The following is a 22,194-nucleotide window of genomic DNA, read 5'->3' as shown; positions in this document are numbered from 1 at the left end:
CAGGCGAAAAAAGCCGCAACTATTCCCATGCAAGGGAGCGACGTCTAATGCCGTAAACGCCTACCCTATGCCGAATCGGCATGGACATTATTGAAAATAATTGTCTGAACGGTCAGTTCGAATGCGCCATTCAAGCGGGTGAACCTGCCGTGAAGCTGCCAATTCCGGTATGCACAGAGATACCGCATGGCTAGAGGGGTTTACTGAAAATGCTTGGAAAATCCGCAGCCTGGCGTAAGAAACAGCCTATAGCGTCAGCAAAGTTTTCTCGATAGATGGTCGCGCCGACACACAAGGTAATGATTGGCGGGAGGAAAAACGATGAATTTCAGCTATGGGTGGCATGAAGGACTAGCGATGAACAGCATAAGCCCGCCGCAAGTTCAGCAAGCTTGAGGACTTGTGAACTTGCGTCGCAGCTTTTCACCTGACCCGGCCCTTGCGCAGGCACTCCCTGTACCCGTAGGTCGCGCCGATCCTGATCGATCAGAACAACCCGGCCCCCTGGTCATGCATCGCCCTTGGCGAGCGATACAAACAGAAAGAAGCGAACTGGCTTCTTTCTATGGACGCCGGCTCCGTGAGACGGAACCTAGTACCAATTCGGATCTTTCTTCAGCTGCTCCATCAGCAGCTTCTTCATGCCTTCGTCCGGCTTACCGAGAAAACGGTAATCGGCGTGGCGTGTTGGGGACTTGTCCGCCGGCAGGCCGGCCGGGACTTCCACCAACATCGCGTAGGCATCTTCCTTATCGAGGCTGAAGGCGACAATCAGGCGCTTGTTCAGGCAGGTATCTGCCGTTTCACACAGCGGCCCCACCAGATACTTGTCGCCATCCTCTTCGACCGCGTTCATCTGCTCAGCCGTACCCGACAGGTTCATCACCCATTCCGGCAGGCGCTCTTCTTTCTTCACCACGCCTTGCCAGGTTTCACGGTACTGCGCATCCGTGCTGAGCAATTCGTTGGCCCGGGATTGGCCGTCATTGGCAGCCATCACCAAGCCACTGCCGCTCAACAGCACGGCAGCGGCGATGGCTTTGAGGGACAAAGTGGTCATATTCAGCCTCGGCCGCGACGACCAAAGAAGAACGAAGCGATGAACATCACCAGGAACACCACGAACAGAATCTTGGCGATACCCGTGGCGGTGCCCGCGATACCACCGAAGCCCAGGACTGCAGCCACAATGGCAATGATCAGAAATGTGATTGCCCAACTCAACATGGTGATTCTCCTTAAGCTTTCATAGAGGTAACAGCAGTGATGCCATGCGACCGCTCGGCATGAGCGACGTTTTGTTGCTTAGAACACCCAGCGTTCCTGGACCGGCAGTTCGCTCAGGGTGGAATCCTGGTCTGCCACTCTCAGTTGCGGGGCGGTTACATCGACAGCCGTGCTGGCGACGGAACGGAAGTGGGTCTGGGTCATGACGGGACGCTCGAACTGCGCAGTCGGCTGCTGACTCTGCTGCCAATGCTGCATCTGCTGGCCGGCAATCAGCGTGACCATCAACGCCAGGCTGGCGAACAGGCCTTGCTGCAGATGCAGAGGCGATACACGCAATTGGCTGAGGCTTTGGCGAGTCATACTGCTTTCTCCCGCATTCTGATTATTCGTTCATGATGCTCTATGCATTACCTATTGCAGAGCGCATGCCAGGTTTATTACAAAATAAAACTCTTTAAAATCAATAATATATAGATTATTTAAAAGCACGCCGCCCAGCATCCTGCACGATGCCCTCCCTAGGGCCGTGCGAAATGCACGATGGCCAGTGGTCGGGTCGACGGAGCGAAAGTAGCTGCAGGATTGCCGAAGCGGCGAGAAGATATGAAAACGCCACTAGCGCGGGGCTTTAGCGGGGCGTGTAGGAAGGTATGCAGATAGCTGCGCGACGTTGCCTTTTATCGATCAGAATAAACCATGCAACTTGCCCGATTATTCCGGGACTAAACACCAACATTCATAGTTAAGGAGCGCGGGACAGATGGAATCAGCCAAGGAACTTCAAGGCCGCATTCTTTTAGTGGATGACGAGTCCGCGATCCTCCGTACCTTTCGTTATTGCCTGGAAGATGAAGGCTACACCGTTGCCACCGCCAACAGCGCGGCCCAAGCCGATGCCTTGATGCAACGCCAAGTGTTCGATCTGTGCTTCCTGGATTTGCGCCTGGGCGAGGACAATGGCCTGGATGTATTGGCCCAGATGCGTGTCCAGGCGCCATGGATGCGTGTCGTGATCGTGACGGCCCACTCCGCCGTGGACACTGCGGTAGACGCCATTCAAGCCGGCGCCGCCGATTACCTGGTCAAACCCTGCAGCCCGGACCAGTTGCGCCTGGCCACCGCCAAGCAATTGGAAGTGCGCCAGCTGTCGGCACGCCTGGAAGCCCTGGAAGGCGCGGTACGCCAATCCAAGGACGGTCTCGACTCCCACAGCCCGGCCATGATGGTGGTATTGGAAACCGCACGCCAGGTGGCCGGGACCGATGCCAATATTTTGATTCTCGGCGAGTCGGGCACCGGTAAAGGCGAGTTGGCGCGGGCCATTCATGGCTGGAGCAAACGCTCGAAGAAATCCTGCGTGACCATCAACTGCCCCTCGTTGACCGCAGAACTGATGGAAAGCGAATTGTTCGGCCACAGCCGCGGCGCCTTTACCGGTGCCAGCGAAAGCACATTGGGCCGCGTTAACCAGGCGGACGGCGGCACCTTGTTTCTTGACGAGATCGGCGATTTTCCGCTCACCTTGCAGCCAAAACTGCTGCGTTTCATTCAGGACAAGGAATACGAGCGTGTCGGCGACCCGGTTACCCGTCGCGCTGACGTGCGCATCCTCGCCGCCACCAACCTGAACCTGGAAGACATGGTGCGCGACGGCCGCTTCCGTGAAGACCTGCTGTATCGCCTCAACGTCATCACCCTGCACCTGCCGCCGCTACGCGAACGCAGTGAAGACATCCTCGCCCTGGCCGACCGGTTCCTGGCGCGCTTCGTCAAGGAGTATGCCCGCCCGGCTCGTGGCTTCAGCGATCAGGCACGCGAAGCGCTGCTCAACTACCGTTGGCCCGGTAACATCCGGGAACTGCGCAACGTGGTGGAACGCGCCAGCATCATCTGCCCTCAGGAAAAGGTCGAGATCAGCCACCTTGGCATGGCCGAGCAACCGACCAACAACGCGCCGCGCATTGGTGCGGCACTGAGCCTGGACGAGCTGGAGAAAGCCCATATCGGCGCCGTCCTCGCCACCAGCGATACGCTGGACCAGGCCGCGCGCACCCTTGGCATCGATGCGTCGACGCTGTATCGCAAACGTAAACAGTACAACCTATGAGCTGTACCTCATGAAGCTCGCGATGAAACTGCGTACTCGACTATTCCTGAGCATCTCAGCGCTGATCACCGTGGCCCTGCTGGGGCTGGTCCTGGGCCTGGTCAGCGTGATGCAGATGGCCAAGACCCAGGAATCGTTGATTCGCAGCAACTTCGTCACCCTGGAGCTGGGTCTCAAGTTGCGCCAAAGCCTGGGCGATCAACTGATGATGATGCTCGAAAAGCGCCCTGATCCGGCTGCCCTGCAAGCTTCCAAGCAGCAATACTTCGACCTTCTGGACCAGGGCATCGCCCATGAACAACGTGACGGACTGACCCACGGTTTCAGTCAGGCACGCGACGACTACCAGCACCTGCTGCAGGCATTTGACGAATTCCAGCAGAACCCACCTGTACCAGGCAGCAAGGAAAAGCTCACTGAAACCTTCAATACTCTGCGCAATGGGCTAATCGTTCACCACAAACAGGCGCTGGAAAATATCAGCACGAGCGAGCACAGATCCCGTGAACGGGCGCTGTTGATTGCCAGCTTACTGGGGCTGGTAGGCCTTGCGGTGCTGATCATCGGTTTTGTGACCGCGCATGGCATTGCCCGGCGATTCGGCGGGCCAATCGAAGCACTGGCCAAGGCTGCCGACAAAATCGGGCAAGGCGATTTCGAAGTGACATTGCCGATATCTTCGGCGGCGGAAATGAACCAGCTAACCCGTCGCTTCGGCATCATGGCCGAGGCGTTGCGCCAACATCAGGCCACCAATGTCGATGAGTTGCTCGCCGGCCAGCAGCGCTTGCAGGCAGTACTCGATAGCATTGACGACGGCTTGCTGATGATTGATCGCCAGGGCCATCTCGAGCACCTCAACCCTGTGGCGCAACGCCAACTGGGTTGGGACGAAGAACGCCTCGGCCAGGGCCTGGGCGAAGCCCTGGGTCGTCCGGAAATGGATGAACAGCTGCACTTGGTGCTGCGCGGCGGCAACCTGGAACGGGCGCCGGAGGACCTGGAGGTAGAGGTCGAAGGCGAGTTGCGCCTGCTGACGTACAGCCTGACCCCGGTCAGCCATACACAGGGGCACATTCTGGGGGCGGTGATGGTGCTGCATGATGTCACCGAGCAGCGGGCCTTTGAGCGGGTGCGCAGCGAGTTCGTATTGCGCGCCTCCCACGAGCTGCGAACACCGGTGACCGGCATGCATATGGCCTTCGGACTGTTCCGCGAGCGGGCCAAGTTCCCGGCGGAATCACGTGAAGCGGACCTGCTGGATACGGTCAATGAAGAAATGCAGCGATTGATGCAGTTGATCAACGATTTGCTCAACTTCTCGCGCTATCAGAACGGCCTGCAGAAACTCACGCTCGGGCCATGCGATGTGACTGACCTGCTCGAGCATGCCCGCGCTCGATTCGCCGAGCCGGCGGGCGCCCAAGGTATTGAACTGATGGTGGAGGTGCAATCTGACCTGCCCCGCCTGTATGCCGACCAGGCACAACTGGAGCGCGTGCTCGACAACCTGCTGGGTAACGCCATGCGACACACGGCCGAGAGAGGGCAGATTCGCTTGCAGGCTCGGCGTCATGGTGAGCGGGTAATTATCAGCGTCGAGGACAACGGCGAAGGCATTGCGTACGGCCAGCAAGGACGCATCTTCGAACCTTTCGTGCAGGTGGGGCGCAAAAAAGGCGGCGCCGGCCTGGGGCTGGCGCTGTGCAAGGAGATCGTGCAATTGCACGGCGGCCGCATGGGTGTGTACTCACGGCCGGGGCAGGGCACACAGTTCTATATGGCCTTGCCTCTGTAGGCGCGCGCTTTTGTGGCGAGGGTGCTTGCTGCCTTGCCACAAAACTTGCCAGCCATTTCAGCGCTGGTTCAAGGCATGCAGGATCGCCGCACTTTCCGCATCCGGCGTTCCGTCAAACAGCGATGAACGGAAATGCATCTGGAACGCGGCGATTACATGACGCGTGGCCACATCCAACTCGCCGGTTTGCGGGGTCTGGTAACCCAGACGGGCCAGTTCTTGCTGGAACCAACTGATGCTTGGCAGTTGCGTGGCGTACTGCGCCTGGAATCGAGCCACCGTCTGGGCATCCGGCCAAATCCCCAGACCTTCATCGGCCAGACGCTTCCAAGGGAACAACGGGCCAGGGTCCAGCTTGCGCAGCGGGGCGATGTCGCTGTGCCCAATGATGTTCTTGGGGGCGATTCCGTTACGCTTGCTGATGTCCTTGAGCAGCACTACCAGTGATTTCACCTGCGCTTCGGAGTACGGGTACCACACCCGACCGGTCGGGGTGTCGCTATAGCCCGGGTTGACGATCTCGATGCCGATGGAGCTGGAATTGAGCCAGGTGCGCCCCATCCATTCACTTTCCCCCGCGTGCCAGGCGCGCTGGCTTTCATCAACCAGCTTGTAGAGGGTGCCTGAAGCGTCATCGCCGATCAGGTAATGGCTGCTGACCTGACCATGGGTCAACAACGCCAGGGAGCGCTCAAGGTTGGCCGAGGTGTAATGCACCACAACGAACTGCACACGGTTGTCGTGGTTGACCGAAGGATGGCTGGTGTTCAAGCGCGGGCCGCTGGAGCAGCCAGCGAGCAGAAGAACGACAGAGGCAATAAGAAGAGATTTCATGGGAGAAGGCATACGTAGAGGACGATAATGCAACAGTGTAACGTAACGCCAGATCCCGGGCGGCCAAATCACAAAAAGGAAACATTTTCACGCCGCCTGCACCTGGTTACGTCCCGCCGCCTTCGCCCTGTAAAGCGCCTCATCTGCGCGCTTGAGCGCCAGGTCACTGCGCTCGCCTGGTTGAAACTGCGCAACCCCCATGGATACCGTGATGGTTACCGGCACGCCCTTGAAGTGGAACGGGCAAGCCTCAATGGCCGCCCGCAGCCCTTCACCCACGGCTAGGGCATCCGCCAAGGCTGAGTCGGGCATCAATAACACAAATTCTTCGCCGCCGAAGCGCGCGATAAAATCGGTCGGCCGCAGGCGCTTGCGCAGCACATTGGCAATGATCTTCAGTACCCTATCGCCAGCCAAGTGGCCGTAGCCGTCGTTGATGCGCTTGAAGTGGTCCAGGTCCAGCATGGCCAGTGACAAGCTGTTGCCACGCTGGTGCCAGGCATTGACCTCATGATCCAGGCGCTCACTCCAGGCTGCGCGGTTGGGCAGGCCGGTGAGTGGATCGATCAGCGCCTTCTGGCGCTGTATTTCCAAATGCTCACGATAGCCCTGGGCTTCCTGCTCCATGTTCGCCACCCGCTCCGCCAGGCCCTGGAGGCGCGCGGCCACTTCCTGTTCGCGTTGGTCGCGCTGCTGGCGGTGCTCGTCCATGGTGCCGAGCAAGCCTTCAAGGTGGCTCTCCAGCAGTTGCTTGAGGCTGTCCAGATCGGCAGCTTCCTGCACGCTGCTTTGCAGGCCGTCCACTTGCTCGCGAATCTGCGTGTCCAACTGGCGCGCAGCAGAGCGGCTGTCGGCGTGACCCTCGCTGGCAACCTGCAGATGGCCCTGGAATGCCTCAAGGCGCTCGTTGAGCTGTTTAAGGTAAGCCTCGAACTCATGCTGGCCGCTGTCGGTGACGGCCAACATCAGCACCGCCAGGTCATCGAGAATCGGCAGCAGTTCGTACCAGTTCAAGCCGTGGGCAAGGCGCTCGCGCATGGCTTCGGCCTGGGGCCGGTGGCGCTCGGGCAGGGAGAGGTCTTCCAGCAGGCCGAGCAGGGTGTTTTCAATGTGCTGGGCAACCGAGCTGTAGGAAGGCTCGGGCGAATCGGGCAGGGCGTAGAGGCTATCCGATTGCATTGCATCGGGATCAGGCTCTGCGGTATCCAATACGGGCGGGAGGGAAAGGCTGCCGATGAGGGTTTCTTCAGGCGTGTCGACTGAGTCTTGGGGCTCTTCGATAAAGGCAGCAAGTGCGCTTTCGGGAGCGGCCTCCTCAGCCGGCGCTTCAGGCGCCACCGGTTCAGGGGTTTTGTCAGGCGTGACCGCAATTGATGTTTGAGCAGGCGCCTCGAACTCAAACGTTGCGCCGGCAGGCCCTGTCTCTTTGACCGGTGCAACGGCCTCAGGCTCGGCGGCCGTCACTGTTTGCGCCAACGGTGCAAACGCGCGCAAGGCTTGTGTCAGTTCTTCGGACTGGGCCGGTTCCGCAGGCTCCGGGGCAGGTTTGGGCGCAACGGATTTTGCCGCAGGGAGCACCTCGGGCTCAGGCGCAGAGGTGTCGTTGGAGACCTCTTTGGCACCAAACAAGCGTTGCAACAAACCGGGCCCGGAGCGTGAGGTTTCACCCTCTGGCTCCAGGTTTTGCAGCGCCTGCTCTTGCAGGTTGCTCAACTCGCTGAGCAGCAGCGGAATTTCCCGCGCCTGCCCCACCCGAGCTTCGAGCTGTTTGGCGAAGGTCTTCAGCGGGCGCGCCACCTCACGGGGCAGCGGCAGTTTCTGCAACTGCGCGACCAGGGCGGTGAGGGCGGAACTGATCTGGTCAACCCGCGTTTCGCGGCGCTGCTCGGAATCCAGCACGGCCTTTTCCAGACGCGGCAATAGGGCGGCGAGGGCAGCGTCCATGTCGTCGGTGCGCACCACATCGCGCATTTCCTTCATGCATTGATCGACAGCGCGGTCAGTGCCTTCGGCCGCCAGCGTGCTGCGCACCAGCCCTCGGCGTAGCAGGTCGAGGCGGGCGGCCCAGCGGCGTTCGAGCTTGTCTTGTTGCTCGATGCTTTTAAGGTATTTTTCTTTCCAGCGCTGGGCGTCGTCGCTCATGCAAGAGGTCCGCGAGGGCCTGGGCTCAACGCGGGTAATGCATCAGCCGTAAGCGAACCCGGCAGACGAATCTCTACCGCGACCGGCAGGTGATCGGAAATGGGCTGCGCCAGCACCTGCACACTTTCCAGTGTGAGGCTCGGGCTGAGCAGGATATGGTCCAGACAGCGCTGCGGACGCCAGCTGGGAAACGTGGCCTCGACTTGCGGCGCCAGCAGGCCGAGGTCGCGCAGCGGGGAATTCTGCAGCAGGTCGTTGGCATGGGTATTCATGTCACCCATCAGCACTTGGTGCTTGTAGTTGCCGATCAAGTCGCGCACGTAGGCCAACTGAAGATTGCGCGTACGCCCGCCGAGGGCCAGATGCATCATCACCACCACCAACGCTTCCGGACCTTCGCCAAAACGCACAAGGATCGCGCCTCGCCCTTTAGGGCCCGGCAACGGGTGATCCTCGATGACGGTCGGCTTCAAGCGGCTGAGCACGCCATTGCTGTGCTGTGCCAGGCGCCCGAGGTTGCGATTGAGTTGCTGGTACCAGTAGGGGAAGGCGCCGAGCTGGGCAAGGTGTTCCACCTGGTTGATGTAGCCGGAGCGCAGGCTCCCGCCGTCGGCTTCCTGTAGAGCGACCAGGTCGAAGTCGCTGAGCAGGTCGCCGATTTTTTGCAGATTGCCGGTGCGCCCTTTGTGCGGCAGCAAGTGCTGCCAGCCACGCGTGAGGTAGTGCCGATATTTCTCGGTACTGTTACCCACCTGGATATTGAAACTGAGCAGGCGCAGGCGGCTGTCTGCCGGCAGGCCTGTGGATTCCAGATGATGTTCGTTGACCCGCGGATCATGCAGGCCTACAACGCGTTCGGTACCCCAGCGGCGCATGGCGAGCCCCTTACTTGGCTGCGCGCTCTTTGGCGATCAGCTGGTCAGCAACATTGAGCGTCTGTTCAGGGCCACCGGTACTGCCCAGGTCAAAGCGGTACTTGCCGTTGACGATCAGGGTCGGTACGCCCTGCACGCCATACTTTTGCGCGAGTTCCTTGGCCTGTTTGATCTGGCCTTGGATGGCAAAGGAGTTGAAGGTGGCCAGGAACTTGTCTTTATCAACGCCTTGGGTGGCAACGAAGTCAGCCATTTCGTCTGGTTTGGTCAGGCGCTTGCCTTCTTTCTGGATCGCGTTGAATACCGCGTTATGGACCTTATGCTCCACACCCATGGCTTCCAGGGTCAGGAACAGTTGGCCGTGGGCATCCCATGGGCCACCGAACATGGCCGGAATGCGCTTGAAGTTCACGTCCTTGGGCAGCTTTTCGGCCCAAGGGTTGATGGTCGGCTCAAAGGCGTAGCAATGCGGGCAACCGTACCAGAACAGCTCCACCACTTCGATCTTGCCGGGTACCGAAACCGGCACCGGGTTAGCCAATTCAACGTAGGTTTTACCGGCTTCAAGCGGCACGTCGGCAGCTTGTGCGGTCATGCCGAAGAGACTGGCAGTGACGAGGGCGGCGCTGAGGATCAGATTACGCATGCTTTACTCCTGGACAAATACGGTCGCCTCACGCGACCTTTAGGTGTGACAGGTCTACGCGGACATGAGTTCGTTAGTGTAACGGCAGCCGCCACAAAAAAGGGCGGCCGTAGCCACCCTTTTTATGCTTGCATCGATGGATTAATCGAGCGTTAACGTTGCAGGCTGTCAGTGCAAGCCTTGGATGTAACTGGAGATTGCCGCAATGTCTTCGTCACTCAGTTTACGGGCGATGGTGCGCATGGTCATTGCGTCGCCATCGTTGGCGCGGCCGGCTTCTTCTTTGCGGAAGTCGGTCAACTGCTTGGCGATGTAAGTGGCGTGCTGACCACTCAGGTGCGGGAAGCCTGCGGCGGCATTGCCTGCGCCATTGGGCGAATGGCAGCCGGTACAGGCGGGCAGGCCCTTGTCGAGGTCACCGCCACGAAACAGCTTCTCGCCACGGGCGACCAGTTTCGGATCGGCAGCTCCCACACTGCCTTTCTGACTGGCAAAATACGCCGCGATATCAGCCATGTCCTGATCGCTGGAGTTGGCCAGCAAGCCGGTCATTTCCAGCACCACGCGCTTGCCATCCTTGATGTCGTGCATCTGCTTGGTCAGGTAACGTTCACCCTGGCCGGCGAGTTTGGGGAAGTTCGGTGCCGGGCTGTTACCGTCCGGTCCATGGCAAGCACCACACACGGCGGCTTTCGCCTGCCCCGCGGCAGCGTCGCCTGCAGCATGGGCAGCACCGGTGATGCCCAAGGTCAACAGCAGACTCACGATCAGTTTGTTCATCAGCTAATCCAACTACGGCTAAGGGTTTAAGAGTTATCTACCGGGTTTACTCACCATCAACTCAATGATGGCCTGGTAATCCTCAGTACTGCAGTCCTTGCACAAACCACGCGGCGGCATTGCCTTGAAACCCCGGGTCACGCGTTGCACTGGCATGACCACGCAAACTCGGTTGTACAGCGCTTGCGGTTCCTGTGTAGCCTGGGCGCTTTAACGCGCGATCAGGACACCGAAGCGAGTCACCATCAGGTCATACATCGACCTGTTCAGGGTTTGAGAGCGTTTTGCGTTCTAATGCGCAATGAAGGTCTTTCGCTCCCGTGAACTTCATCCTTCGCTGGGACAAAGCACACACAAAATCTGCGGCATTATATACTGGCGCTACTGAAACGGAAACGACACCGCTTGCCGCACCCTTTTTCGGCACCGCCCACATCGGAAATCTCATGCAACTCAAGAATCCCATCCTCGGCCTGTGCCAACAGTCCACCTTCATGCTCAGCGCCGCCAAAGTGGACCAATGCCCCGATGACGAAGGCTTTGAAGTCGCCTTCGCCGGCCGCTCCAACGCCGGTAAGTCCAGCGCACTGAACACCCTGACCCACGCCAGCCTGGCACGCACCTCGAAAACCCCAGGTCGCACGCAGCTGCTCAACTTCTTCAAGCTAGACGATGATCGGCGTCTGGTCGACCTGCCGGGCTACGGTTATGCAAAAGTCCCTATCCCGTTGAAGCTGCACTGGCAGCGTCACCTAGAGGCTTACCTGGGTGGCCGGGAGAGTTTGAAGGGGTTGATCCTGATGATGGACATCCGTCATCCAATGACAGATTTCGACCTGTTAATGCTCGATTGGGCGGTCGCCAGCGGCATGCCGATGCATATCCTGCTGACCAAGGCCGACAAGCTGACCTACGGCGCAGCCAAGAACACCCTGCTCAAAGTGCAGACCGAGATCCGTAAGGGTTGGGGCGACGCAATCAGTATCCAACTGTTCTCCGCGCCAAAGCGCATGGGCCTCGAAGACGCCTACACTGTACTGGCCGGCTGGATGGAATTGGCGGACAAAGGCGCTGAGATCGCCGAGTAACTTTTGCGCGGGCAAAAAAAACCCCGGACTTCGTATGGGGAGGGAAGTTCGGGGTCCAAGTTCCGGACCGCTAGGGCGGGGTCCAGATATCTGCCAACACTTAACACAACATAGGAGCATTGAAGGGCTTCACCACCCATTCAGTAACTCTGAGTGACAGTTCACAGGTTAAGTTCCGGCGGGTTCAAAAAACTCTTGGAAATAACTGACGGCAGTTTCCGATCTAAAGCGCCGTGCCATCACGCGCGGTGATGGCGCAACCGCAAAATCAATGGGCCTCGTCCCAGTTATCGCCAACGCCCACGTCCACCACCAGGGGCACGTCCAACTGCGCGGCAGCGCTCATGTGTTCGCGGATTCTCTGGCTGACCTCCGGGATCAGATCCTCACGCACCTCCAGTACCAGTTCGTCATGCACCTGGAGGATGACCTTGGCGTCCAGGCCCGACTCGGTCAGCCAGTTGTCCACCTTCACCATGGCTTTCTTGATGATGTCTGCCGCCGTGCCCTGCATGGGCGCGTTGATCGCGGTGCGCTCTGCCGCCGCGCGCTCCTGAGGCTTGTTGGAGTTGATATCCGGCACGTACAGGCGCCGCCCGAAGAAGGTTTCCACAAAACCCTGGTCCGCCGCCTGGGCGCGGGTGCGCTCCATGTATTCGCGCACGCCGGGATAGCGGGCGAAGTACACATCGATATAAGCCTTGGCGGTCTTGGTATCGACGCCAATGTCCTTGCCGAGCTTCTGGGCGCCCATGCCGTAGATCAGGCCGAAATTGATCGCCTTGGCACTGCGGCGCTGGTTGGAGGTGACCTCGGTCAATTCAACCTTGAATACCTCGGCGGCCGTGGCGGTGTGCACGTCAAGGTCGTTGCGAAAGGCGTTCATCAACCCTTCGTCCTTCGACAGGTGCGCCATGATCCGCAGCTCGATCTGCGAATAGTCCGCTGCCAGCAGCTTGTAGCCTTTGGGTGCGATAAACGCCTGGCGAATGCGCCGCCCTTCGGCGGTGCGCACCGGGATGTTCTGCAGGTTCGGATCGCTGGAGGACAAACGCCCGGTCGCCGCCACCGCCTGATGGTAAGACGTATGAATACGGCCGGTACGCGGGTTGATCTGTTCCGGCAGGCGGTCGGTATAGGTGCTTTTCAGCTTGCTCATGCTGCGGTACTGCATGAGCACCTTGGGCAGCGGAAAATCATCCTCGGCCAGCTTGGCCAGCACTTCTTCAGCCGTGGATGCCTGGCCCTTGCCGGTCTTTTTCAACACCGGCATTCCGAGTTTCTCGTAGAGAATCGCCCCGAGCTGCTTGGGCGAACCCAGGTTGAACGCCTCGCCGGCGATCTCGAATGCCTGGCGCTCCAGCTCGACCATCTTGTTGCCCAGCTCGATGCTCTGGACGCCGAGCAGTGCCTTGTCCACCAGGGCGCCCTGGCGCTCGATACGTGCCAGCACCGGCACCAACGGCATCTCGATATCCGTCAACACACTGGCCAGGCTCGGGATCGCTGCCAGCTGCGCGTGCAGCTTCTGGTGCAGGCGCAACGTCACATCGGCATCTTCGGCCGCGTACGGGCCGGCTTGCTCTAGGGCGATCTGGTCGAATGTCAGCTGCTTGGCGCCCCTGCCGGCGATGTCCTGGAAGCTGACGGTGTCGTGGTCCAGGTATTTTTTCGCCAGGCTGTCCATGTCATGGCGGGTCGCAGTGGAGTTCAGTACGTAGGATTCGAGCATGGTATCGAAGGCGATGCCCCGCACGGTGATGCCCTGCGCAGGGTCGCCGCCGATGGCGCAGTTGGCCAGGATATTCATGTCGAACTTGGCGTGCTGGCCGACCTTGAGCTTGGTCGGATCCTCCAGCAACGGCTTCAAGGCCAGCAGCACAGTGTCACGGTCCAATTGATCCGGCACGCCAGTGTAGGCATGTGTCAGCGGGATATAGGCCGCTTCATGGGGCTGCACCGCGAACGAAAGCCCAACCAACTGGGCCCGTTGGGCGTCGATCCCGGTGGTCTCGGTGTCGAAGGCAAATAAAGGCGCGTCGTTGAGCTTCTTCAGCCACAGATCGAACGTGGCTTGGTCCAGGATGGTGGTGTAAACCGACTCCACCGGCACCGCTATCACCGCCTCAACCGACGCTTCAGCAACGGGCGCAACCTCGTTTGCGGTCTTGAGCTCGACACGCTTGGTATCGCGCTGGATCTCTTCGTACCAGCTCTTGAACTCAAGCAGCGTGTACAACTCAAGCAGCTTTTCGCGATCCGGCTCGATCAGGTGCAGGTCGTCCAGGCCGATATCCAGAGGCACGTCGATCTTGATCGTCGCCAACTGATAGGACAGGAACGCCATCTCCTTATGCTCTTCCAACTTCGCCGGCAGCGTCTTGGCGCCACGAATCGGCAGGGTCGGCACAATGTCCAGCTGTTCATACAGCTCTTTCAGGCCGCCATTCACACCCACCAGCAAACCGGAGGCGGTCTTCGGGCCAATCCCGGGAACGCCAGGGATGTTGTCGGACGAATCGCCCATCAACGCCAGGTAATCGATGATCTGCTCGGGAGCGACGCCGAATTTCTCCTTTACGCCCTCGATGTCCATCGAACTACCGGTCATGGTGTTGACCAAGGTAATGTGCCCGTCCACCAGTTGCGCCATGTCCTTGTCGCCGGTGGAGATCACCACGGGACGGTCAGCGGCCGCGCTGCTGCGGGCCAGTGTTCCGATCACGTCATCGGCCTCGACGCCTTCGACGCACAGCAACGGGAAGCCCAGGGCGATCACGCTCTGGTGCAGAGGCTCGATCTGCAGGCGCATGTCATCGGGCATGCTCGGGCGATTGGCCTTGTATTCGGCGTACATGTCATCGCGAAAGGTCCCGCCCTTGGCGTCGAACACCACGGCGAACGGGCTGTTCGGGTATTGCCTGCGCAGGCTCTTGAGCATGTTCAACACGCCCTTGACCGCACCGGTGGGCAGGCCTTTGGAGGTGGTCAGTGGTGGTAGCGCGTGGAAGGCGCGGTACAGATAAGAAGAACCGTCCACCAGGACGAGGGGCGCTTGGCTCATGAGCAGGATCAACCTTTTCGGCGGGTCAGGCGCTAGAATAGCCGGACCAATGAAAACAAAGGGACAAGGTTATCATGCGTACATTCAATCGCCTGCTGTTCACTGGCTTGATTGCACTCGCTCCGATGGCTGCCATGGCGGCAGATGACGCCCCGTCGGGCGATCCGGAAGTGACCATTCGCACGGAAGGCGACAAGACTATCCAGGAATACCGCCAAAACGGCTTCCTGTACGCCATCAAGGTCACGCCAAAAGGTGCGCCACCGTATTTCCTGGTACGCGCTGACGGAACCGACGCGAACTTCATCCGTTCTGACCAGCCGGATATGCTGATCCCGTCATGGAAGATCTTCGAATGGAAATGATTCCCTAACTTCAACGGCGCCGCCCTGAGCGGCGCCCGTAACGGCAGTTTTAACCATGTCTGTGTTCACCCCCCTGGCTCGGCCCGAGCTGGAAACCTTTCTTGCCCCTTACGGGCTCGGCCGCCTGCTTGATTTCCAGGGGATTGCCGCCGGTAGCGAAAACACCAACTTCTTTATCAGCCTGGAACAGGGCGAGTACGTCCTGACCCTGGTTGAACGGGGCCCTGTTGCGGAGATGCCGTTCTTCATCGAACTGCTCGACGTGCTCCACGACGCCGACCTGCCGGTGCCTTATGCCCTGCGCACCACCGACGGCGTTGCCCTGCGCACCCTAGCCGGCAAACCGGCGCTGCTGCAGCCGCGCCTGGCCGGCAAGCACATCAAGGACGCCAACGCCCAGCATTGCGCCCAAGTCGGCGACTTGCTCGGTCACCTGCATCTGGCGACCCAGGGCGACAAGGTGCTGGAACGCAAGACCGATCGAGGGCTGGATTGGATGCTCACTGAAGGCGCGCAGTTGATTTCGCACCTGAACGACGCGCAACAGCGGCTTCTGCAGGACGCCTTGGGCGAGATCCAGGCCCACAAGGCGCATATCCTTGCCCTGCCGCGCGCCAACGTTCACGCCGACCTGTTTCGCGACAACGCGATGTTCGAAGGCACGCACCTGACCGGCCTGATCGACTTCTACAACGCCTGCTCGGGGCCGATGCTGTACGACGTCGCCATCGCCTTGAATGACTGGTGTTCGGATGCCGACGGCGTGATCGATGGGCAGCGCGCCCGTGCATTGCTTGGGGCTTACGCGGGGCTGCGGCCGTTTACTGCGAAGGAAGCCGAGCTGTGGCCGACCATGCTGCGCGTGGCGTGCGTGCGGTTCTGGCTGTCGCGGCTGATCGCAGCCGAGTCGTTTGCGGGGCAGGATGTGTTGATTCATGACCCGGCGGAGTTCGAGCAGCGCTTGGCGCAACGCCAGCAAGTCAGCGTCCACCTGCCGTTTGCGCTCTAAAGACCTGCTCGGTCAAAAATGTGGGAGGGGGCTTGCCCCCTCCCACATTTGATCTGCAGTGGCAGTCAGAGCGATTCCAGGCATCCGGCCAGATCATTGCCCAGTTTTTCCAGCACCTGCTCGTAACCCTGGGCCGTGGCCGGGGTGTAGCCACCCAGCGCGTCCAATTCCGCGAGCTTCACCGGCAAACCCGCCACGAGCGTCTCCGCCAACCTTGGTCGCAACGGTGGCTCGCTGAACACACAGGTCTTGCCCACTTCCTGTAACCGCGTGCGCATCGCCGCCACATGCTGGGCGCCTGGCTGCACTTCGGCTGCAACAGCGAATACGCCGGCGTGCTTCAAGCCGTAGGCGTCTTCGAAGTAATCAAAGGCTTCGTGAAACACAAAGTAAGGTTTGCCCTCAACGCCGGCCAAACGCTGCTTCAGGCGCACATCCAGCGCATCCAGGCGATCCTCGAAGGCCTTTGCGTTGCTCTGGTAACGCGCGGCGTTGGCCGGGTCGGCGGCACTGAGGTCAGCCGCCATACGCGCCGCGATCACCCGCGCATTCACCGTCGACAGCCACAGATGTGCATCCACGCTGCCGGGGCGATGATCGTGATCATGTTCGTCGGCTTCATCGGCGTGGGAGTGGCTATCTTCGCCGAACCGGCGCAGTTTCATATCCGGCAGGTCCTGCACGGCCACCGTTGTCGCCGTACGGCCTTTCAGCACGCGCGGCAAAAATGTTTCCATGTCCGGACCGATCCAATAAAGCAGGTCTACCGACTGCACGCGCCGTACGTCGGATGGGCGCAACGCGAAGTTATGCGGCGATGCGCCCGGTGGCAGCAACACCTCCGGAACCGCTACACCGTCCTGCACAGCAGCGGCAATCAGCTGCAGCGGCTTGATGCTGGTCAGTACCTTGACCTCGGCCTGAGCGGCGCCAGCCATGAACAAACTGGTGACAAATACGACAAAAACGGGAAAAAGTCGGGACACGATGACCACTCAATGGCGTAGGAACGGGTAACATAATAACGTCTCTATCAAATATCTGTCGCCGCTCATGCCTATAACACCGCTTGCCAGCCGTCCCCACGACCACTCTCACTGCGTTCACACCGCGCTGTCGGAGGCCGACACCCTGTGCGCGCAGAAGGGTTTGCGCCTGACCGCGCTGCGTCGACGCGTGCTGGAGCTGGTGTGGCAAAGCCACAAGCCGCTCGGCGCGTACGACATCCTCGGCGTACTCAGCGAGCAGGACGGCCGCCGCGCTGCGCCGCCCACGGTTTACCGCGCGCTGGATTTCCTGCTGGAAAACGGCCTGGTGCACCGCATCGCCTCGCTCAATGCCTTTGTCGGCTGCAACCACCCGGAACACGCGCATCAGGGCCAATTCCTGATTTGCCGCCAGTGCCACGCCGCCATCGAGCTTGAACAAAAGAGCATCAGTGACGCCATCATCAAAAGCGCCGCCGAAGTCGGCTTCAGCGTCGAAGGGCAAACGGTCGAAGTGGTCGGCCTGTGCTCGGGCTGTCAGGGGGCTTGATGAGCAACGCGTTAATCCGCCTGGAGCAGGTTGGGGTCACGTTCGCCGGGCAAAACGTGCTGGATGACATCGCATTGAGTGTGGAGCCGGGGCAGATCGTTACCCTGATCGGCCCCAATGGCGCCGGCAAGACCACCCTGGTGCGCGCCGTGCTGGGCCTGCTCAAGCCCGACCGTGGCAGCGTATGGCGCAGGCCCAAACTGCGCGTGGGCTATATGCCGCAGAAGCTGCACGTAGACCCGACACTCCCGCTTTCCGTACTGCGCTTCCTGCGCCTGGTACCGGCGGTCGACCGTGCCCGCGCGCAGGCGGCGCTCAAGGAAGTCGGCGCCGAACAGGTGATCGACAGCCCGGTGCAGAGCATCTCCGGCGGTGAAATGCAGCGCGTGCTGCTGGCCCGCGCGCTGTTGCGCGAGCCAGAGCTGCTGGTGCTCGATGAGCCCGTGCAAGGCGTCGACGTCGCCGGGCAAGCCGAGCTATACAGCCTGATCACCCGCTTGCGCGACCGTCACGGCTGCGGTGTGCTGATGGTGTCTCACGATTTGCACCTGGTGATGAGCACCACCGACCAGGTGGTCTGCCTCAACCGTCACGTGTGCTGTTCCGGCCACCCGGAGCAGGTCAGCGGCGACCCGGCGTTCGTCGAGCTGTTCGGTAAGAACGCGCAAAGCCTGGCGATCTACCATCACCACCACGACCACGCCCATGATCTGCACGGCGCCGTGGTTGACGACCCCGCCGCACCCCACCCTCATGTTCATGGAGATAGCTGCAAGCATGGCTGATTTTCTGCTCTACGCCCTGCTGGCAGGCTTGGCTTTGGCGCTGGTGGCGGGCCCATTGGGCTCGTTCGTGGTCTGGCGGCGCATGGCGTACTTTGGCGACACGTTGTCCCATGCCGCGCTGCTCGGCGTGGCCATGGGCTTCCTGCTGGATGTGAGCCCGACCATCGCCGTCACTGTCGGCTGCCTGCTGCTGGCGGTGTTGTTGGTGACGCTGCAACAGCGCCAACCCCTGGCCTCCGATACGCTGCTGGGCATCCTGGCGCCAAGTACCTTGTCCCTGGGCCTGGTGGTGCTGAGCTTCATGCATGAAGTGCGCATCGACCTGATGGCCTACCTGTTTGGCGATCTGCTGGCGATCAGCCCTGTCGATCTTATATGGATCCTAGGCGGCAGCGCGGCCGTGCTGGTGCTGCTGGTGAGCCTGTGGCGCCCGCTGCTGGCGATCACCGTGCACGAGGAACTCGCCACGGTGGAAGGTTTGCCCGTGCCGGCCCTGCGCCTGGCGCTGATGTTATTGATCGCGGTGGTGATCGCTGTCGCGATGAAGATTGTCGGCGTATTGTTGATCACCTCGCTGTTGATCATTCCCGCAGCCGCCGCTCAGCGCCATGCTCGTTCGCCGGAGCAAATGGCAATCGGCGCAAGCCTGTTGGGCATGCTGGCAGTGTGTGGAGGCCTGGCGTTGTCATGGTTCAAGGACACACCGGCCGGGCCGTCGATCGTAGTATCGGCGGCCGCCCTGTTTCTGCTGAGTTTTGTCCTGCCCCGTCGAGGGGTGTAGACTTGCTCGCTTTTTGCGCAAATAGAGAGTCGCAGGAATGAAGCCGTTCACCTTCCGTTATCTGCTCCTTGCCGCATTTTCCCTGCTGCTGGGCGCCTGTCAAAGCACACCGCCCGCCGCCCCCGAAGCGCTGGATCCGCGTGCTGCGGCCATCGCGCAACTGGAGCAAAACCTGGCCAGCAGCGAATTGGCCACCGCCGAAGACCAGCTCGCCACGTTGCAGGCCCAATCGCCCAACGATCCGGCGCTCGAGGCTTACCAGCGGCAATTGGCCGAAGCCTACCTGCAGCGCAGCCAGATCGTGCTGCAAAAGGGCGACGTCAACGCCGCCGCCACAGCCCTGAGCCGTGCCCGCGCACTGATGCCCAAGGCCCCGGCCCTGACCGGTGGCGTCAACAGCGCCATCAGCCATGCGCGCAAAGCCGAGCTGGATCAGGCCGAGGCCGCCTTGAAAGCCGCCGAAGCCAAGCCCGCCGCCAAGGTCATCGACCCGGCGGCGCCGAGCACCACCGTGGCGTTGAACCTGGCGGATGTCGAAGCCATGCGCCATCAGTTGGATGCCATCGCCACCGACGTGGTGAATTACCAGTGCGACGTCAGCATTCAGGTGCCACGTACCGAAGATTACCCGTGGTTGGCCACGTTGCTGACCAAACGGGTGAAGCGCATTGATGCAGGGTATGAGCTGAAGATTCACCGGCAAATTTTGAAACACATTCCGGCGCAGGTTGTGCTGATCCCGCGTAAAGCCGACTAAAAGCATCGGGGGCAAGCCCCCTCCCACATTTTGAACTGTGAATACGTTCAAGTGTGGGAGGGGGCTTGCCCCCGATGACGATTTAACAAACAGCCCAATAATTAAGCCGGAATCGCCTTGGCCTTAGGCTCCCGATCCCAGACCCGATGCTGGGCAATCGCGGCAAAGAACGCCTTGAACGCCTTGGCATCCGCACCCACGATCAACCCCGCATCCGCCTCCAGCTTCAGCAGATCCAACAAAGGCTTCACGTCACTGGCCACCGCGATAGCCTTCAAGTGCTTGTACGCTTCCAGCACGTAGTGCAGCGCCACACCGTCGCCGCTCAGCGCTTTGACCGACTCTTTACCGCCAGGGATAAACACTGCGTCAAACGCAATGGACGGCATGCCTTCCATCGACGCATCCACCGGCAGTGACTTGCCATCGGCAGTGGTCACAGGCGCCGAAGTCGGCCCCAGCAACTTGGCGTGCGCACCTTCAGCCTCAAGTGCAGCTTTGAGTGCATCAATCGCTGCACCGTCTACGCCGTTAGCCGCCAGAATCGCCACTTTGCGCGTCTTGATGTCGCCAGACAGCAAATTCACCTGGCTCAATGCCGGCGATTGCTTCAACGATGTTTCACGTACAGGCACCGTGCCTTTGGTCGGCGCTGGCAGGCCCAGGTTCTGCGCCACGCGCTTGGCCAGTTCCAGGTCGATGTTAGCCAGGATCTCATTCACCTGGCGGGCACGAATATGTTCGCGCTCGACCTTGCCCAACTCGAAGCTGTAGGCGGCGATGATGTGCTCTTTCTCGTGGTGGCTCATGCTGTTGAAAAACAGCGTGGCCTGGGAGAAATGGTCGCCAAACGACTCACTGCGCTCGCGGACCTTGTTCGCATCGATGCGCTCGTAGTAGGTCTCAAAACCGCCGTCGGTCGGACCCGCAGGCGTTTCCTTCGGCCAGCCGCTGTCGATGGAGTTCGGCTCATAGGCTGCGCGGCCCTTATCGATCACGCTGCGATGCAGGGCATCGCGCTGGTTGTTGTGGTTCGGTGCGACCGGGCGATTGATCGGGATCTCATGGAAGTTCGGCCCGCCGAGACGGCTGATCTGGGTATCCGTGTAGGAAAACAGACGACCTTGCAGCAGCGGGTCGTTGGTGAAGTCGATGCCCGGTACGATATGGCCTGGGCAGAACGCAACCTGCTCGACCTCGGCAAAGAAATTGTCCGGGTTGCGGTTAAGCACCATCTTGCCCAGCGGGGTGATCGGCACCAACTCTTCGGGGATGATCTTGGTCGGGTCGAGCAGGTCGAAGTCGAACTTATGCTCGTCTTCTTCTGCAACGATCTGAACGCCCAGTTCCCACTCGGGGTAGTCGCCGCTTTCAATCGATTCCCATAGGTCGCGACGGTGGTAATCGGTATCTTTACCGGCCAGCTTTTGCGCTTCGTCCCACACAAGCGAGCAGGTACCGACCTTTGGCCGCCAGTGAAACTTCACAAAGCTCGATTTGCCTTCGGTGTTGATCAGACGGAAGGTATGCACGCCGAAACCCTGCATTGCACGCAGGCTTTTCGGAATGGCGCGGTCAGACATCGCCCACACCACCATATGGGCCGACTCCGGTACCAGCGAGACAAAGTCCCAGAACGTATCGTGGGCCGAGCCGCCTGTAGGGATCTCGTTGTGCGGTTCAGGCTTAACGGCGTGCACGAAATCAGGAAACTTGATCGCGTCCTGAATGAAGAATACCGGCATGTTGTTGCCCACCAGGTCGAAGTTGCCTTCGTCGGTGAAAAACTTCACGGCAAAACCGCGCACGTCACGTACGGTGTCACCGGAACCGCGTGGCCCCTGCACCGTGGAAAAACGCGCGAATACCGGCGTTTTATGCTCCGGAGTACGTAGGAAACCAGCCTTGGTCAGCGCCGAATGGTCGCCGTAGCTCTGGAAATAACCATGGGCGCCGGTACCGCGGGCATGCACGATGCGCTCCGGGATGCGTTCATGGTCAAAGTGCGTGATTTTTTCACGCATGATGAAGTCTTCCAGCAGCGAAGGGCCACGGGCACCGACCTTCAAGGTGTTCTGGTTGTCGGAGATCTTCACGCCCTGGTTAGTGCGCAGGGCTTGGCCGGTCGCATCGGAACGGAATTCTTCCAACGCCTGCAATTTGGTGTTGGTATTGCCTCGGTCCAGGGTATCGGTACCCGCGAGTTCACTCTTCGGCGGGGTGCCTGGCTTCTTGGTACTCATCAGTCAAAACTCCTTAGTCAAAGTGGCCAGAGCGGTCCCCGGCTCGTTTGAATGAAGCCCCGGGCACGGCACCCGGAACATCGCATTGCTTAAGTAGTGACTGACAGCGTTATGAGCCGTTCCCTTTTTATGACCTTCGGTCTCGTTATTGCCA

Annotated in this window: 21 protein-coding genes; 9 read left to right on the top strand and 12 right to left on the bottom strand. The window is 60.2% G+C overall.

Going from position 1 to position 22,194, the window contains the following annotated elements; translation table 11 throughout:
* Positions 1-592: 592 nt before the first annotated feature.
* The 3 genes from C4J89_RS00450 to C4J89_RS00440 all read right to left on the bottom strand — a co-directional run bounded on the left by C4J89_RS00450 (position 593) and on the right by C4J89_RS00440 (position 1,590).
* A complete protein-coding gene (locus C4J89_RS00450) occupies positions 593-1,060 on the bottom strand; it encodes an inhibitor of vertebrate lysozyme family protein (RefSeq protein WP_124369092.1) in 468 nt (155 codons plus the stop codon).
* Between the two features lie 2 nt (positions 1,061-1,062).
* Positions 1,063-1,227 carry a DUF1328 domain-containing protein gene (locus C4J89_RS00445; protein ID WP_003170804.1) on the bottom strand — a complete coding sequence of 55 codons (165 nt, stop codon included), beginning with the start codon at positions 1,225-1,227 and terminating at the stop codon, positions 1,063-1,065.
* A gap of 78 nt (positions 1,228-1,305) precedes the next feature.
* Positions 1,306-1,590, bottom strand: coding sequence for a hypothetical protein (locus tag C4J89_RS00440; protein ID WP_124360653.1), 285 nt, complete (start codon positions 1,588-1,590; stop codon positions 1,306-1,308).
* 400 nt (positions 1,591-1,990) lie between these two features.
* On the opposite strand from C4J89_RS00440, the gene algB reads away from it, so the two are divergent.
* Positions 1,991-3,337 (top strand): sigma-54-dependent response regulator transcription factor AlgB, encoded by a 1,347-nt coding sequence (gene algB / locus C4J89_RS00435; protein WP_124360652.1) that lies wholly within the window; start codon positions 1,991-1,993, stop codon positions 3,335-3,337.
* Between the two features lie 10 nt (positions 3,338-3,347).
* Positions 3,348-5,135, top strand: a complete 1,788-nt coding sequence (locus tag C4J89_RS00430; protein ID WP_124408730.1) for a KinB sensor domain-containing domain — start codon at positions 3,348-3,350, stop codon at positions 5,133-5,135.
* A gap of 57 nt (positions 5,136-5,192) precedes the next feature.
* On the opposite strand, the gene C4J89_RS00425 is transcribed toward C4J89_RS00430, so the two are convergent.
* The 6 genes from C4J89_RS00425 to C4J89_RS27040 form a co-directional block, all read right to left on the bottom strand.
* A complete protein-coding gene (locus tag C4J89_RS00425; RefSeq protein ID WP_124413448.1) occupies positions 5,193-5,969 on the bottom strand; it encodes an N-acetylmuramoyl-L-alanine amidase in 777 nt (258 codons plus the stop codon).
* A gap of 87 nt (positions 5,970-6,056) precedes the next feature.
* Positions 6,057-8,111 carry a GGDEF domain-containing protein gene (locus C4J89_RS00420; protein ID WP_124413447.1) on the bottom strand — a complete coding sequence of 685 codons (2,055 nt, stop codon included), beginning with the start codon at positions 8,109-8,111 and terminating at the stop codon, positions 6,057-6,059.
* Positions 8,108-8,986: an endonuclease/exonuclease/phosphatase family protein gene (locus tag C4J89_RS00415; RefSeq protein ID WP_124360648.1), complete on the bottom strand. Its 879-nt coding sequence runs from the start codon at positions 8,984-8,986 to the stop codon at positions 8,108-8,110. The genes C4J89_RS00420 and C4J89_RS00415 overlap by 4 nt, the downstream gene beginning before the upstream one ends.
* A gap of 10 nt (positions 8,987-8,996) precedes the next feature.
* Positions 8,997-9,632: a thiol:disulfide interchange protein DsbA gene (gene dsbA / locus C4J89_RS00410; protein ID WP_124369089.1), complete on the bottom strand. Its 636-nt coding sequence runs from the start codon at positions 9,630-9,632 to the stop codon at positions 8,997-8,999.
* 168 nt (positions 9,633-9,800) lie between these two features.
* Positions 9,801-10,412: a cytochrome c gene (locus C4J89_RS00405; RefSeq protein WP_124413446.1), complete on the bottom strand. Its 612-nt coding sequence runs from the start codon at positions 10,410-10,412 to the stop codon at positions 9,801-9,803.
* A 33-nt stretch (positions 10,413-10,445) separates the two neighbouring features.
* On the bottom strand, positions 10,446-10,592 hold the full coding sequence (locus C4J89_RS27040; protein ID WP_372237514.1) for a cytochrome C: 147 nt from the start codon (positions 10,590-10,592) through the stop codon (positions 10,446-10,448).
* A 266-nt stretch (positions 10,593-10,858) separates the two neighbouring features.
* Between C4J89_RS27040 and yihA the strand changes: the two genes are divergently transcribed.
* On the top strand, positions 10,859-11,500 hold the full coding sequence (yihA, locus tag C4J89_RS00395) for a ribosome biogenesis GTP-binding protein YihA/YsxC (RefSeq protein WP_124360645.1): 642 nt from the start codon (positions 10,859-10,861) through the stop codon (positions 11,498-11,500).
* Between the two features lie 268 nt (positions 11,501-11,768).
* Here yihA and polA read toward each other — a convergent pair whose 3' ends face one another.
* The gene (gene polA, locus C4J89_RS00390) at positions 11,769-14,564 is read right to left on the bottom strand and encodes a DNA polymerase I (RefSeq protein WP_124413445.1); all 2,796 of its coding nucleotides are present in this window, start codon (positions 14,562-14,564) and stop codon (positions 11,769-11,771) included.
* Positions 14,565-14,638: 74 nt separating this feature from the next.
* On the opposite strand from polA, the gene C4J89_RS00385 reads away from it, so the two are divergent.
* Positions 14,639-14,929, top strand: coding sequence for a DUF2782 domain-containing protein (locus tag C4J89_RS00385; RefSeq protein WP_057725690.1), 291 nt, complete (start codon positions 14,639-14,641; stop codon positions 14,927-14,929).
* Between the two features lie 55 nt (positions 14,930-14,984).
* Entirely contained in the window at positions 14,985-15,938 is a 954-nt protein-coding gene (locus C4J89_RS00380; protein WP_124360642.1) for a homoserine kinase, read from the top strand.
* Positions 15,939-16,003: 65 nt separating this feature from the next.
* On the opposite strand, the gene C4J89_RS00375 is transcribed toward C4J89_RS00380, so the two are convergent.
* Positions 16,004-16,933 carry a zinc ABC transporter substrate-binding protein gene (locus C4J89_RS00375; protein WP_124413444.1) on the bottom strand — a complete coding sequence of 310 codons (930 nt, stop codon included), beginning with the start codon at positions 16,931-16,933 and terminating at the stop codon, positions 16,004-16,006.
* Positions 16,934-16,991: 58 nt separating this feature from the next.
* On the opposite strand from C4J89_RS00375, the gene zur reads away from it, so the two are divergent.
* From zur to C4J89_RS00355, 4 genes are read left to right on the top strand one after another with little or no spacing between them, the layout of a single operon-like run.
* On the top strand, positions 16,992-17,474 hold the full coding sequence (gene zur, locus C4J89_RS00370) for a zinc uptake transcriptional repressor Zur (RefSeq protein ID WP_124365291.1): 483 nt from the start codon (positions 16,992-16,994) through the stop codon (positions 17,472-17,474).
* Positions 17,474-18,259, top strand: coding sequence for a zinc ABC transporter ATP-binding protein ZnuC (gene znuC, locus C4J89_RS00365; RefSeq protein ID WP_124369084.1), 786 nt, complete (start codon positions 17,474-17,476; stop codon positions 18,257-18,259). The genes zur and znuC overlap by 1 nt, the downstream gene beginning before the upstream one ends.
* Positions 18,252-19,040: a zinc ABC transporter permease subunit ZnuB gene (znuB, locus tag C4J89_RS00360; RefSeq protein ID WP_124413443.1), complete on the top strand. Its 789-nt coding sequence runs from the start codon at positions 18,252-18,254 to the stop codon at positions 19,038-19,040. The genes znuC and znuB overlap by 8 nt, the downstream gene beginning before the upstream one ends.
* Positions 19,041-19,077: 37 nt before the next feature.
* Complete coding sequence (locus C4J89_RS00355) at positions 19,078-19,797, top strand: PA5502 family lipoprotein (protein ID WP_124360637.1); 720 nt, start codon at positions 19,078-19,080, stop codon at positions 19,795-19,797.
* A 101-nt stretch (positions 19,798-19,898) separates the two neighbouring features.
* On the opposite strand, the gene katE is transcribed toward C4J89_RS00355, so the two are convergent.
* Complete coding sequence (gene katE, locus C4J89_RS00350; RefSeq protein ID WP_124413442.1) at positions 19,899-22,040, bottom strand: catalase HPII; 2,142 nt, start codon at positions 22,038-22,040, stop codon at positions 19,899-19,901.
* Positions 22,041-22,194 lie beyond the last annotated feature (154 nt).

It is taken from the genome of Pseudomonas sp. R4-35-07 (assembly GCF_003852235.1).
Classification (GTDB): Bacteria; Pseudomonadota; Gammaproteobacteria; order Pseudomonadales; family Pseudomonadaceae; genus Aquipseudomonas.
Note: the sequence above shows the minus strand (reverse complement) of the source record. Positions and strands in the feature narration are given on the sequence as shown.